General features: G+C 70.6%; 12 protein-coding genes. 3 read left to right on the plus strand and 9 right to left on the minus strand.

Translation table 11 applies throughout. The annotated features are described in order from the left end of the window. Positions 1 to 27: 27 nt before the first annotated feature. Complete coding sequence (locus tag IF19_RS0106230; protein WP_030113641.1) at positions 28 to 3,045, minus strand: UPF0182 family membrane protein; 3,018 nt, start codon at positions 3,043 to 3,045, stop codon at positions 28 to 30. A gap of 136 nt (positions 3,046 to 3,181) precedes the next feature. Here IF19_RS0106230 and IF19_RS0106235 point away from each other — a divergent pair, with 136 nt between their 5' ends. Then, positions 3,182 to 3,742, plus strand: coding sequence for a PPA1309 family protein (locus IF19_RS0106235; protein ID WP_234307146.1), 561 nt, complete (start codon positions 3,182 to 3,184; stop codon positions 3,740 to 3,742). A gap of 141 nt (positions 3,743 to 3,883) precedes the next feature. On the opposite strand, the gene IF19_RS0106245 is transcribed toward IF19_RS0106235, so the two are convergent. The 4 genes from IF19_RS0106245 to IF19_RS0106260 form a co-directional block, all read right to left on the minus strand. After that, positions 3,884 to 4,993 (minus strand): YlbL family protein, encoded by a 1,110-nt coding sequence (locus IF19_RS0106245; RefSeq protein WP_030113643.1) that lies wholly within the window; start codon positions 4,991 to 4,993, stop codon positions 3,884 to 3,886. A gap of 81 nt (positions 4,994 to 5,074) precedes the next feature. After that, entirely contained in the window at positions 5,075 to 5,266 is a 192-nt protein-coding gene (locus IF19_RS0106250; RefSeq protein WP_030113644.1) for a hypothetical protein, read from the minus strand. A gap of 125 nt (positions 5,267 to 5,391) precedes the next feature. Beyond that, entirely contained in the window at positions 5,392 to 5,853 is a 462-nt protein-coding gene (locus IF19_RS0106255; RefSeq protein WP_030113645.1) for a molybdenum cofactor biosynthesis protein MoaE, read from the minus strand. A 108-nt stretch (positions 5,854 to 5,961) separates the two neighbouring features. Next, the gene (locus IF19_RS0106260; RefSeq protein WP_030113646.1) at positions 5,962 to 7,113 is read right to left on the minus strand and encodes an SDR family oxidoreductase; all 1,152 of its coding nucleotides are present in this window, start codon (positions 7,111 to 7,113) and stop codon (positions 5,962 to 5,964) included. Positions 7,114 to 7,304: 191 nt separating this feature from the next. Here IF19_RS0106260 and IF19_RS0106265 point away from each other — a divergent pair, with 191 nt between their 5' ends. Together IF19_RS0106265 and IF19_RS0106270 are read left to right on the plus strand one after the other, a co-directional pair. Beyond that, the gene (locus tag IF19_RS0106265; RefSeq protein ID WP_030113647.1) at positions 7,305 to 8,774 is read left to right on the plus strand and encodes a zinc-dependent metalloprotease; all 1,470 of its coding nucleotides are present in this window, start codon (positions 7,305 to 7,307) and stop codon (positions 8,772 to 8,774) included. After that, a complete protein-coding gene (locus IF19_RS0106270) occupies positions 8,771 to 9,310 on the plus strand; it encodes an NUDIX hydrolase (RefSeq protein WP_030113648.1) in 540 nt (179 codons plus the stop codon). The genes IF19_RS0106265 and IF19_RS0106270 overlap by 4 nt, the downstream gene beginning before the upstream one ends. Positions 9,311 to 9,387: 77 nt before the next feature. Here IF19_RS0106270 and IF19_RS0106275 read toward each other — a convergent pair whose 3' ends face one another. From IF19_RS0106275 to IF19_RS0106290, 4 genes are all read right to left on the minus strand, one after another. Continuing rightward, the gene (locus tag IF19_RS0106275; protein WP_030113649.1) at positions 9,388 to 10,143 is read right to left on the minus strand and encodes an AIM24 family protein; all 756 of its coding nucleotides are present in this window, start codon (positions 10,141 to 10,143) and stop codon (positions 9,388 to 9,390) included. A gap of 19 nt (positions 10,144 to 10,162) precedes the next feature. Then, positions 10,163 to 10,843 carry an AIM24 family protein gene (locus tag IF19_RS0106280; protein ID WP_030113650.1) on the minus strand — a complete coding sequence of 227 codons (681 nt, stop codon included), beginning with the start codon at positions 10,841 to 10,843 and terminating at the stop codon, positions 10,163 to 10,165. An 11-nt stretch (positions 10,844 to 10,854) separates the two neighbouring features. Further along, a complete protein-coding gene (locus IF19_RS0106285; RefSeq protein WP_030113651.1) occupies positions 10,855 to 12,459 on the minus strand; it encodes a TerD family protein in 1,605 nt (534 codons plus the stop codon). Positions 12,460 to 12,579: 120 nt separating this feature from the next. Continuing rightward, positions 12,580 to 13,224, minus strand: coding sequence for a M48 metallopeptidase family protein (locus IF19_RS0106290; protein ID WP_030113652.1), 645 nt, complete (start codon positions 13,222 to 13,224; stop codon positions 12,580 to 12,582). Positions 13,225 to 13,382 lie beyond the last annotated feature (158 nt).

Below are 13,382 nucleotides of genomic sequence, written 5' to 3' on the forward strand. Positions count from 1 at the left end.
CGTACCACGACGCGGGGTGGGTTTTTCTCAGCTGCCCTGGTCGGAGCCCTGCTCGGCCCCTTCCGGCTTCCTCGCCCCGTCCGCCGGCTTCTCGGCACTCGCGGGCGAGGCCGAGCTGTCCGGCTTGGCGGGCTTGGCATCGTCCGCCGGCTTGTCGCCGTCGGCCTTGTCCCCGTCGCCGCCCGACTTGGGCTGCGCGGCGGCGGCCCGCTCCAGGGCCTCCTGCAGGGCGTCCTGGGCCTTGCCGTAGGCCGGCCAGTCCTGCTCCTTCAGCGCCTTCTCGCCGTCCGTGTACGCCTTCTGGGCGTCCGCGATGGCCTTCTTGAGCGCCGCGTCACCGGTGGCCGGGGGCTCGTCGGTCTCGCCCGGCGGCTCACTCGGGTCGGGTGGCGTCGTGTCCGCGTCGCCGTCGACTCCGAAGACCGCGTTGAGCGCGTCTCCCAGGTTGTTCTCGAAGACGATCTTCGAGCCGTAGGAGGCGGCGACCTTGCGCAGCAGCGGGTAGTTCTGGTTGCCACCGCGCGTGTACACCGGCTCGATGTAGAGGAAGCCGCCCTCCAGCGGAACCGTCAGCAGGTTGCCGTACTCGATGTCCGAGTCGGTGCCCTTCAGGTTCCTCACGAACTCGGCGACGTCGTCGTTGCCGTTGAGCTCACTCTGCACCTGGCCGGGGCCCTTCACCGTGGAGGTGACCCTCAGCAGGCGCATCGTGCCGTAGTCCTTGCTGGCCGCGTCCGCGTTCACCGCCATGAAGGCCCCCAGGTTGGGGCGGCCCCGTGGGGTGAACGTGGTGGTCAGCGAGAACTGCTGCGCGTCCTGGCCCGGCATCTTCATGCTCAGGTAGTACGGCGGAACGGAGCCCGGCTCCTTGTTGGTCGGGTCGTCCGGCACCTGCCACGCGTCGGAACCGCTGTAGAACTGCGCGGGGTCCTCGACGTGGTAGCGGGTCAGCAGCTCGCGCTGGACCTTGAACAGGTCCTGCGGGTAGCGCAGGTGGTCCATCAGCGCCTTGGGGATGTCGCCGCGGGCCTCGACCGTGCCCGGGAACGCCTTGCGCCAGGTCTTGAGGACCGGGTCCTCGGTGTCCCACTCGTACAGCTTGACCTTGCCGTCGTACGCGTCGACGGTGGCCTTCACCGAGTTGCGGATGTAGTTGACCTGGTTCTGCTGGGCGACGACCGCGCGCTGGTTGGTGGTCAGCGAGTCGGCCGTGGTGTCGCCGAGCGTCGTCCGGGACGCGTACGGATAGCCGTTGCTCGTGGTGTACGCGTCGACGATCCACTGGATCCGGCCGTCCACGACCGCCGGGTAGGCGTCGCCGTCGATGGTCAGCCACGGGGCGACCGCCTCGACGCGCTCCTTGGGCGTGCGGTTGTACAGGATCCGCGAGCCCTCGCCGATGGCTCCCGAGTACATGATCTGCGGCTCGCTGAACGAGACCGCGTACGCGGCACGGTTGAAGGTGTTGGAGAGACTGACCCCGCTGTCACCCTTGTAACTGGTGGTCTTCTCGCCGTCCTCCTCGTAGTCGAGCTCCTTCTGGGGCCCGCCGACGATGGAGTACTGCTCGGTCTTCTCGCCGTAGTAGATCCGCTGCTCGTACTTGCCGAACTCACCCGTGGAGGGCAGACCCGACTCGGTGAAGTCCGGGGACCCCGTCGGGTTGGTGCCGGTGGTGGTGCCGCGGGCCGCGATGGCGCCGTAGCCGTGGGTGTACGTGAAGTGGTCGTTGATCCAGTTCCGCTTCGGGATGCCCTCGATGTTCAGCTCACGCAGGCCGATGACCGTGTCCTGCTCCTTGCCGTCCTTGTCCTTGTAGCGGTCGACGTCGAGCGTCCTGGGGAACTGGTAGTAGTTCCTCCGCTGCTGGAGCTGCTGGAAGGCCGGGGAGACGACGTTGGGGTCCATCACGCGGTAGCTGGCGGCGGTGTTGGCCGCGGCCCGCAGCTTGGTGTCGTCCTCGGTGGTCGCCTGCCCGTCGTAGTCGTCCACCTTGGCGTCATCGATGTCGTACGCGTCGCGCGTGGCGTCGATGTTCTTCTGGATGAACGGCGCTTCCTTGGCCTGCTCGTTCGGCTGGACCTGGAACTTCTGGACGATCGCCGGGTAGAGCCCGCCGATCAGGATCGCCGAGAGCACCATCAGGCCGAAACCGATGACGGGGAGCTGCCAGGTGCGGCGCCACAGCGTCGCGAAGAACAGCACCGCGCAGATCACGGCGATGCAGAACAGGATGGTCTTCGCCGGGAGATAGGCGTTGGCGTCGACGTACCGCAGGCCCGTCCAGTTGTCGGTGGCCTTGAAGTCGCTCGACTTCACGGCCAGCCCGTACCGGTCGAGCCAGTACGCCACGGCCTTCAGGGAGACGAAGACCCCGAGCAGCACCGAGAGGTGGCCGGTGGCCGCACCGGTGGCGCGCGCGCCCGGGCTGGTGATGCGCAGCCCGCCGTACAGGTAGTGCGTCAGCGCGGCGGCGATCAGCGAGAGCACGGTCGCCGCGAAGCCGAAGCCCAGCAGGAAGCGGTACCACGGCAGGTCGAACGCGTAGAAGGCGACGTCCAGCTTGAACTGGGGGTCCTTCTGGTTGAACGGCACGCCGTTGACGTACATCAGCCAGGTGCGCCACTGGCCGGAGGAGGAGGCCCCGGCGATCAGTCCGACGAGCGCCGTGACGGCGAGCAGCACCCACTTCTTGTAGGGGGCGATGCTCATGCGGTAGCGGTCCAGGCTCTGCTGTTCCAGGGACATCGCGCTCAGCGGCGGCCGGAGCCGGTGCGCGAGCCAGATGTTCACACCGATGGCCACGGCCATCAGCAGTCCGAAGACGAGGAACAGCCCGATCTTGGTCCACAGGGTGGTGGTGAAGACGGATGAATACGCGACCGACCTGTACCAGAGCCAGTCCGTCCAGAACCCCGCGAACATGACGAAGGCCATGGCGAGGACCGCCAGGACACCCAAAGTCATGAGCAGGGTTCGGGCACGCCGGGACGGGCGGCCGACTCTGATCCGTGGCCCGGTCGGGCCTCCGCCGCGGTCCGGCATCTGGAAAGCCAACGTGCGCACCTCGAAGTTCGCGGTCGTGTGGAACAGGCCCAGGGAACGTAGAGCCCACCTATGCAACTTACTGAGGCTTTACCTAGTTCCCGTTCCCGGGGCGGAAGGAGGCAGGATATTGCCCATGCCCAATGTTTCCCCCGCAGGACCCCCGATGGCCGCGAGTCCACTCACCGTCGCCGTCCTCGAAATCGACGCCTACGCCTCCAACCTCGGCTGGGACCAGCCGGCCCGGCTGTTCGCCCTGGTCGACACCGACCGGCTGCGGGTCCAGGAGCCCGGCCTCGCCGCCCAGCTCGGCCTGGAGGACCCCGGCTCCTCCGTCGCCGCGCTCACCCCGATCGAACAGGACGAGCTGCCCCCGGGCACCGCGCTCGACGAATTCCTCGCGACCATCGCCTGGCCCGACGCCGTCGTCGGCTGCGCGATGACGGTGGAGCGGCTGATGCTGCCGCCGTCCGCCGAGGCGTCCGTCCCAGACGACCTGAGCGACCGGCAGCTGACGAAGTGGGTGGCCAAGCACCCCGACCGGCAGGAGGTGCGGATGACCGTGGCCGTCCTGCGCGACGGGGCCCGCGAGTCCGCCGTACGGCTGCGCGAGAAGGACTCCCCCACCGAGGTGCTGACCGGCGCCGGCCTGGTGCCCGGTCTCGCCGAGGCGCTCGCGGCGACGTTCGAGTCCTGATCGCCGTCACGTTCGCGTCGTGAGCGCGGCGATCTCCGCGCTCTGTGTCGCGGTGACGTCCGCGTGCTGTGGCGCGGTGACGTCCGCGTCCTGATCCGGTCGCTGCCCGGGAGCCGTCCACGGCTCCCGGGCAGCGCTGCGTCAGCCGGTCGAGCAGCTCGCCAGGCCGGCGGTCTTCCCGGAACGGATCTGCTCCAGCGCCTTCGTGGCGTCCTCGATGGTCTTGACCCGTACGAGGGTGAGTCCGTCCGGCGTGTCGGCGGCCGCCGAAGCGCAGTTCTCGTCGGGGGTGAGGAAGTAGCGGGCCCCGGCCTCACGGGCGCCGACCAGCTTCATGTTGATGCCGCCGATCGGGCCGACCTTGCCCGCGTCGTCGATGGTTCCGGTGCCCGCGACGAACTCGCCGCCCGTCAGGTCGCCCGGGGTGAGCTTGTCGATGATGCCCAGGGAGAACATCAGCCCGGCGCTCGGCCCGCCGACGTCGGCGAGCTTGATGTCGATCTCGAACGGGAACGTGTGGTCGGTCCCGGCCCTGATGCCGACGATCGCCCGGTCCTTCCCGCCCTCCTCGCCCTCGGCGGCGGGGGCCTTCACCGTCTTGACGGTGACCTTCTCGCCGCCCTCGGGGGCGCGGCCGGCCTTCTCGGCGGCCGCGGCCTCCTTCTCCGGGACGATGGTGAAGACGACGTTCTCGCCGGGGCGGTGCTCGGTGACGAGCTTCGCCACGTCACCGGGCTCCTCGACCGCCGTGCCGTCGACGGCCTTGATCACGTCGCCCGCGTGCAGCTTGCCCTCGGACGGGCTGCCCTTGACCACGCTGGAGACCACGATCTGGGTGGCGACCGGGATGTCCAGCTCCTTGAGGGCCGCCACCTTGGCGCTCTCCTGGGACTGGCTGAACTCCTCGGCGTTCTCCTGGGTGGACTGCTCCTCGGTCTTGCCGTCGGGGTAGAGCGTGTCGTGCGGCACCACGACGCTGTCGTGGGTGAGCCATCCGTAGACGGCCTCGACGATGTTCATCCGGTACTCCGCCCCGGTGACACGGACCGTCGTCATGTTGAGATGACCGGAAGGCGGGTACGTCTTGCGACCGGAGATCTGCAGGACGGGCTCGCCGCGCGCGTCGCCCAGGGTGTTCACCGTCGGTCCCGGGGACATCTCCGAGTAAGGGACTTTGATCAGCACGCCTGCGCAGAGCAGCGCGATGAGGACGAGAGTGGAGGCGAGCATCGTCGCGGTGCGGCGTGGCATGGAACGACAGTACGGGAAGGGCCTGTCAGTGCACTGCCGGGGCCGGTCCGTACGGGGCGACCGGAGCGCGGCGGAAGGCGGTCACGCGGCGTGCTCCGGCTCTCGGGAGTCCTCGGAACCGGAATGCGATTTCGCCATCGCGTCGCGGAACCGGGCGTAGCCGGCGAGTTCGGTGACATCGCCGGTCGTGCGGTTGCGGGCTGCCCAGCCCGCCCATATCGCGCCGCCGACCGCGGCGATAACGGGAATCAACAGCCAAGCGAGTGCCGCCATCACGACCTCCCTACCATGAGCGACCGGGTACCCCGATCAGCAGATTAACGATCTGGAAGACCAACGCTCATGGCGGGGGTGCGGTTACGCAAATCGGGGCTGATGCGCCTCCGTCCGGTTTGCGATCAGCAGGCTCCGACCCATTCCTCCGTACCGTCCGAGAACCGCTGGTGCTTCCAGATCGGAACCTCGTGCTTGAGGTCGTCGATGAGCTTGCGGCAGGCGTCGAACGCCTCGGCGCGGTGGGGGCAGGCGACGGCGACGACGACGGCCAGGTCGCCCACCGCCAGTTCACCCACTCGGTGGACGGCCGCCAGTGCGCGGACCGGGAAGTCGGCGACGACCTTCTCCGCCACCTTGCGCAGTTCGTCCTCGGCGGAGGGGTGGCAGGAGTACCCGAGGGCGCCGACGTCCTGTCCGCCGTCGTGGTTGCGCACGGTGCCGACGAAGAGGGCGATGCCGCCCGCCGCGTCGTCGCCGACGGCGCGGAACACCTCGTCGACGGAGAGCGGGGTGTCCCGGATCGCCAGCAGCCGGACGGGGTCGTCCGCCGCGTATTCGCCGGGGTGGTCGTGGGTGGGTGCCATGCCTCCATCGTGCCGTACGGCTCCGACAACCCGGAATTGCCTCATCCACCGGCGGCGGGTCGCCCCGTTTGGAGTCTCCTACAGGGCCGCCGGAGGCTCCGGGGACGGTCAGATGCGGCGGCGGGCCTTGCGGGCCCGGCGGACGACGGCGGCGGCGCCGAGCAGGGCGACCGTGGCCCCGGCGGCTCCGGCGGCGGTGGCGTCCTTGCGGCCGAGGCGGCGGCCGGCGACGGTGTGGCGGCCCTCGACCTCTTCGAGCAGCGCGCCGAGCACTGCCTCGTTGGTCCATTTCGGACGCCATCCCGCGTCGTGCAGCCGGCTGACGCTGACCACCCAGGGGTGCATCGTGTACGCCAGGTCGCCCGCCGGGGACGGGGTGAGCCCGATCCGGTGGAGCCGGGCCGCGGCGCCGAGCGCGACGGCGGAGGGCAGCTCCATCCGGCGTACGCCGCTGAGCTCCTCGACCTCGTCCTGTTCCAGCCAGCCGTCGCAGCCCACCGCGAACTCGCCGTCGATCTTCTCCAGGGCGGCGTACTCCAGCGCCGTCACCAGGTCCTCGACGTGGCAGAACTGCCAGGTCGGGCGCGATCCGGCGACCACCAGGAGACGCGGGGACTCGAAGTAGCGGGTCAGGGCGGTGTCGGTGCCGCCGACCAGGATGGTGGGGCGCACGACGGTGACATTGAGCCCGGGGTGGGCGCGCGGGGCGCGTCGGCCGAGCCGCTCGATCTCCAGGAGGTCGCCGACGCCGGTGGCCTCCGCGGTGGCGCGCAGCTCCGCGTCCTCGGAGAGCGGCACGTCGTTGTCGGCGAGCGCTCCGTAGACCATCGCCGAAGTGCACAGGACGACCCGGTGGACCCCGGCCGCAGCCGCTGCCGTGAGCACGGTCTGGGTGCCGCGTACGTTGTACGCGGTGCGGGCGGCGGGGTCTGTCTCCAGGTCGAGGTCGAGGGCGAGGTGGACGACGACGTCCGCGCCGCGCAGCTTCTCGGCGATGGCCGGGTCGCGGACGTCCAGGATGTGCCAGGTCGCCTCGGAGACCTCGCCGCGGCGCTCGTCGATGGCGATGACCTGCTTGACCTCGTCGGACGCGGCGAGGTGGGCGGTCAGCAGTTCGCCGATCCCGGTGGCGGCGCCGGTGACCGCGACGACGGGGCCCCGGTTTCTGCGGCCCCGGGGGCGTTTCTCCTCGGTCGTGCTCGCGGGCGAGGGGTCGGTCAGGTTTCGCGCTGCGCGAACCTGCGGATCTGGGGAACTCACCGGGCGTCTCCAGCGGTTGTCTTCAGTACGTACCCGACGTGACGCGTACGTACCAGGTGGCGTCCATCCTGCCGCAGGCCGGGAGTCGGCGGAGCACTGAGGCCCGAAGCGGGCGTGGTGTCTACGCTGGATGGTGATGTCGGGCAGTCGCCGTCGGTTCGAGCCGGCGGCCCTACGAGCCGAGGAAACCCGTGAGTGACACCCCATTCGGATTCGGCCTTCCGCCGGAGGAGCCGGAGAACGGCGACGAGGGCAAGAAGAAGGACCCCACCGAGAGTGGGCAGAGCGCGGGCGGGCCCGGAAACCCGTTCGGATTCGGGCCGGGCGCGGGCGGGGACAACCCGTTCGCCGCGATGTTCGGCGCGATGAACCCGAACGATCTCGGCGCCGCCTTCCAGCAGCTCGGCCAGATGCTGAGCTACGAGGGCGGTCCCGTGAACTGGGACATGGCCAAGCAGATCGCCCGCCAGACGGTCTCGCAGGGCACGGCGGACGGCTCCAAGGACGCCAGCGTCGGCCCGTCCGAGCGCACGGCGGTCGACGAGGCGCTGCGGCTGGCGGACCTCTGGCTGGACGGCGTCACGTCGATGCCCTCCGGTTCGGTCTCCACCGTGGCGTGGAGCCGGGCGGAGTGGGTCGAGGCGTCGCTGCCCGCGTGGCGGCAGCTGGTCGACCCGGTGGCCGAGCGGGTGGGCCTGGCGATGGGCGATGTGCTGCCCGAGGAGATGCAGGCCATGGCGGGCCCGCTGATCGGCATGATGCGCTCCATGGGCGGCGCCATGTTCGGCCAGCAGATCGGCCAGGCCGTGGGCACGCTGGCCGGTGAGGTGGTCGGTTCCACCGACATCGGGCTGCCGCTGGGCCCGGCGGGCAAGGCCGCGCTCCTCCCGCTGAACGTGGAGAAGTTCGGCAAAGACCTCAGCGTCCCGCAGGACGAGGTCCGGCTGTATCTGGCCCTGCGCGAGGCCGCCCACCAGCGGCTCTTCGCCCATGTGCCGTGGCTGCGGTCGCATCTGTTCGGCGCGGTCGAGGCGTACGCCCGGGGGATCAAGGTCGACACCAGCAAGCTGGAGGACGTCGTCGGCCAGTTCGACCCCTCGCAGCCGGAGCAGCTTCAGGACGCCTTGCAGCAAGGCATGTTCCAGCCGGAGGACACGCCCGAGCAGAAGGCGTCCCTGGCCCGTCTGGAGACGGCGCTCGCGCTGGTGGAGGGCTGGGTGGACGCGGTGGTCCACGAGGCCGCGAAGTCCCGCCTGACCTCGGCGGACGCGCTGCGCGAGACGATGCGCAGGCGCCGTGCGTCCGGGGGCCCGGCCGAGCAGACGTTCGCCACGCTCATCGGCCTCCAGCTGCGCCCGCGCCGGCTCCGGGACGCCTCGCGGCTGTGGGCCTCGCTCACGGACGCGCGGGGGCTGGAGGGCCGCGACGCGCTCTGGGAGCACCCGGACATGCTGCCGACCGCGGGCGACCTGGACGACCCGGACGGATTCGTCCACCACGAGCAGGCCGACTTCTCCGAGCTGGACAGGATGCTCGGCGAGGCCGCGCAGGGTTCGGGGACGGCCGCGCCGGAGAAGTCGAAGCCGGCCGAGGGTGAGGACGGCGAGAACGACAGCGCCGAGGACGGGACGGACGAGGGCAAGGACGGCCGCGACCGGTGACCCTGCACGACGACGCCGTCCGCGTACTGAAGGAGTACGCCCCCGAGGGCGCGGACGGGGACCAGGCCGAGCTGCGCCGGGTCTATCTGGACCATCTGGCCGGGCACCCCGACGGCATGTGGAAGGCGTGCGGGGCCGGGCATGTGACGGCCAGCGCCCTGGTGATCGACCCGTCGCGGGAGAAGGTTCTCCTGACCCTGCACCGGAAGCTGCGGATGTGGCTCCAGATGGGCGGCCACTGCGAGCCGGAGGACACCTCGTTGGAGACCGCCGCGCTGCGTGAGGCCACGGAGGAGTCCGGCGTGACGGGGCTGGCCCTGCTGCCCGGCGGACCGGTCCGGCTGGACCGTCACGCGATCCCGTCCCCGTGCAACTGGCACCTGGACGTGCAGTATGCGGCCCTGGCCCCGGCCGGGGCGGCGGAGCGGATCAGCGAGGAGTCCCTGGAGCTGCGCTGGTTCGCGTACGAGGATGTGCCCGGCGTGGCCGACGCCTCCGTCGTACGGCTGCTGGAGGCGACGAGGGCCCGGCTGTAACGGCCGACCGAGTGGACATGTGTAAGGGGCGGCCTCCCTTGAGGCCGCTCCTTACCGTCGTGTTCCGCGGGTGCCGGTCAGTTCCAGGCGTTGTTCTGGTTCTGGCCGTGGGAGCCGTGCTGGCCCATGCCGAACTGGGCGCGGGCGCCCTGGCCGATCTGGGCGTTCTGCGGGGGCATGACCTCACTCGGCTGGACCAGCGCGAAGCCCTGGCCGAGGAAGCTCAGCTCCCAGCCCTCCCCCGTGTTGCCACGACGCCGGAAGACGCCCGAGGAGTGGGTCTGCGCCTGCATCTGCACGCGCAGGGAGCTGGACCAGGCGACGATCGCGTCCGCGTCGACGTTCACGTACTTCTCGGGCGTGACCTGCATCATCAGCGGCTGGCCCGAGGTCATGAGGGCGACCTTGCCCGTACCGGAGATGTTGAGCTGGTACTTGCCGCTCCCGGAGATGCCGTACTGGCTGTCCACCGCGATGACCTCGGTGTGCAGCGAGGAGTCGAGCGCCAGGACGTAGGAGCTGTCCACGGTCATCCCCTCGCGGTCGACGTCCACGACGTGGATGTACTGCGCGAGGTTGGCGAGGTAGACGGTGCCCTGGCCGGACACGCGCATCAGGTCGAGGCCCTCGCCGGTGCGCGCGCGGGCGTTGCGCTGGCTCCGCGACTGGTACTCCCCGTCGAAGTCCATCAGGCCCTGGTAGGCGACCATCGCGCCCTTGCGAGCGAGGACGTCGTCGTGGCCGTTCAGCGAGAGCCGCAGGAGCTGCGGGTTCTGGATCGCGTACCGGTCCTGGGTCTGCTGCTCGGTGTGGCTGAAAAGCGGACTCTGCATGATGTGTTCTCCCTCCCCGTCAGTTCCGGATCCGCAGACGGTCCGTGCTGTCCTCGCTCGGCTGGACGACGACGATGCCCTGGCCGGAGAAGGCCATCTGGTACGCCTCGCCGCTGCCCCGGCCGATCAGCGAGCCCGCCTTGAAGCTGCGCTTGCCCTTCACCTTGAGGTTCGGCGACCAGGCGACGAGGGCGTCCGGGTCGACGTACGTCTCGTCCTCGCCGCGTCCGCAGTCGACGACGATCGGGGTGCCCCGGGAGGTGATGGCGACCCATCCGGTGCCCTGGACGACGACGTTCCACAGGCCCTGCCCGGCGAACTTGGCGAGCCCCTTGACCTTCTCGACGCCCCAGGTGAGGTGGGCGTCGAAGGCGAGGAGGTTGGTGCCGTTGACCGAGATGGAGTCGTTGTCGAGGTTGATGACGACCACGTCGGCGCCGTAGTCGGCGAGGTAGAGCAGCCCGTCGCCGGAGCACTTCATGACGGGGGCGCCCTCGCCGGTGATCCACTGGGAGGCGATCTGCCGCGCGGCGGGCGGGTTGGGTTCGTACTGGATGAAGCCCTCGTACGCCACCATCGAGCCGGTGCGCGCGTAGAGGTCCTGCCCCGAGGCCATGGCGACCTTGAGCATGGTCCTGCCGTGGTTCTCCATCCGGGCCGTGACGGGGGTCGGGGCGAAGCCCGCGAGTTGCTGGTTCATGACGGGCTCCCTCAGACCTCGTAGGGCTGGACGACGATGAAGTTGCCGGGGGCTCCCCGGAACTGGAGGTTCACGGTCTCGCCGCTGTGCCCGGGGTACGCGTTGCGGCGCAGCCGGACCTGGCTGGAGACGATCACCTGGGAGGCGGCCGACCAGGCGACGACCGCGTTGCAGTCGGCGAACGTGGTGGGCGTGACCGGCAGGACCACCGGGGTGCCGTGCGTCTTCACGACCACGGTGCCGGTGCCCTGGAACAGCATGGTGAACAGCGCGCCGCCGGGGATGCCGTGGCCCTCGACCCTGCGCACCTCGTACTGGAGGGACTCGTCGAAGGCGAGGACGTTCTCGGCGGAGACACAGATGCCGTCGCCCTGCAGCTCGATCGGGTGCAGGTGCGAGCCCTCCTCGGCGAGGAACACCTGGCCGCGGCCGGTACAGCGCATCAACTGCATCTCCTGGCCGGTGGCGTTGCCCACGGCGCGGCCGACGAATCCGGCGCCCTTGTAGCCGAAGTCCACCTTGCCCTGGTACATCACCATGCTGCCCTGGCGGGCCAGGACCCCGGCACCGCCCATGGTCAGGTCGACCCGCATGAGCTGCTGGTTCTGCGGGGTCCAGCGCTGACCGGTCGCGGTCTCCTTGTACGGCTGCAGCGCCGCTCGGAGCCCGGCGCCCGTGGCCGGAACTCCCTGGGGAACGCCCTGCGGGACGCCCGGGGGCTGCTGGCCGTACGGGGACGGAGCCTGCTGACCGAAGGGCGCGGCGGGCGGAACGCCCTGGCCCGGGACCTGGCCGAACTGCGGCTGCTGCGGCTGGCCGTACGGGGACGGAGCCTGCGGGGCCGCGGGGGGCTGCGGGGCCAGGGGGGCCGCGATCGTCGGGGCCGCGTGCATCGGCTGCTGCGGCGCGGGCGGCGGCGTCGGGGCAGCCGGGGCGCCGAAGGACGGTGCCGGCTGCGGGGCCCGGGGCGCGGACGGGGCGCCGAAGGCGGGCGCGGGCTGCGGGGCGGGCGGGGCGCCGAAGGCCGGGGGCGCGGCGGCCTGGGCCGGCGGGGCGAAGCCCGGCGCGGCGGCGGGCGGCGGCTCCTCCTCGGCGACCTCGCCGCCGAAGTTCTTCAGCAGCGCTTCGAGACCGCCGTCGAAGCCCTGGCCGACGGCGGCGAAACGCCAGACGTCCTTCAGGTAGAAGTCGCCGAGCATCACGGCGCGCTCGGTGGTGAACTCCGATCCGGTGAAGGCGTACCGCACCACCTCTTCGCCGCCCGCGACGATCCGGATGTACCCGGGACCGATCTGGGACATCTGCCCGGCGCCGTCGAGCGTCGCGGTGAAGGAGAGCTTCTGGATGGCCGCCGGAATGCGGTCGAGCGTGACGCGGAAGGACTCGGTGTCACCGGACTGCGCACCGAGGAGCTGAATGGATTCCTCGGGCGATTTCGGCTGGTTGAAGAAGATGAAGTACCGGTCGTCGGAGAGCTGCTCGTTGGCGTCGAGACCGAAGCAGCTGATGTCGAAGGTCAGCCCCGGTGCCGCGATCTGCACACCTACGTACAGATCCGTCCCTGCCGTGAGATCACTGATCTTGGCCTTGTGGCCGCGTTGGAATTCCCTGGCCATGCGTAACGACCGTCCCCCATCCGGAAGGTAAATGCGTCGCGTCAGGCTAACCGCAAACGACGACATCGGGCCAAGCCGGTACACACCCGGTACAGAATCGGCGAACGCGTCGGGGACCGGTCACTCCTCGGGCGCGGCCGACGGGCGGGGCAGCCGCTCGGCCGCCACCACGCCCTCCAGGAACCCCCGGGCGCGCTCGGTACGGGGGTACGCCTCCAGCAGTCGCCAGAACTCCGGACCGTGTCCGGGGACGAGCAGATGCGCCAGCTCGTGGAGGAGCACGTAGTCGATCACGTACTCCGGCATGCCCTGCAGCCGGTGCGAGAGCCTGATGCTGCCCTCGGCCGGGGTGCACGAGCCCCAGCGGGTGTTCTGGTTGGTCACCCAGCGCACCGACACCGGGATGGCACGGCCGTCGAAGTACTGGGCGGACAGCTGTGCGGCGCGCTCCGAGAGCTCGGTGTCGCCCGGGACGCGCCTGCTCTCCTGGGCGGCGAGCTTGTCCAGCATCACGCCCACCCAGCGCCGCTCCTCCGCCTGCGACATCCGGGCGGGGATCAGCACGATCGTGCGGTCGCCCTCCCGGTACGCGGAGACCGATTTCCTGCGCCGGGTGCTCCTGCGGACCTCGACCGCGCTCGCCGCCGCGGCGCGGGGCGGGTGGCTCTCCGCGCCGCGCGGAGGGCTTCCGGCTTCGTACGGGGGGCTTCCGGCTTCGCGCGCGGGAATCTCCCCGGCGAGGCCGGGCAACGGGTCGGCAGGCACTCCTCGACGTTACCCGCTGCCCGCGGAAGAAGTCCCGCCCCGGGACGGTCCTCGGAGATGCATGGGTGGGCCGCGCACGGTCCGAGAGGGTGGGCCGCGAACGGTCCCGGCGGCGGGCCGAGCGGTCCGGGGGTGGGTTGCGAACGGTTCGGGGGGGG

It is taken from the genome of Streptomyces californicus, from assembly GCF_000717645.1.
Lineage (GTDB): Bacteria > Actinomycetota > Actinomycetes > Streptomycetales > Streptomycetaceae > Streptomyces > Streptomyces californicus.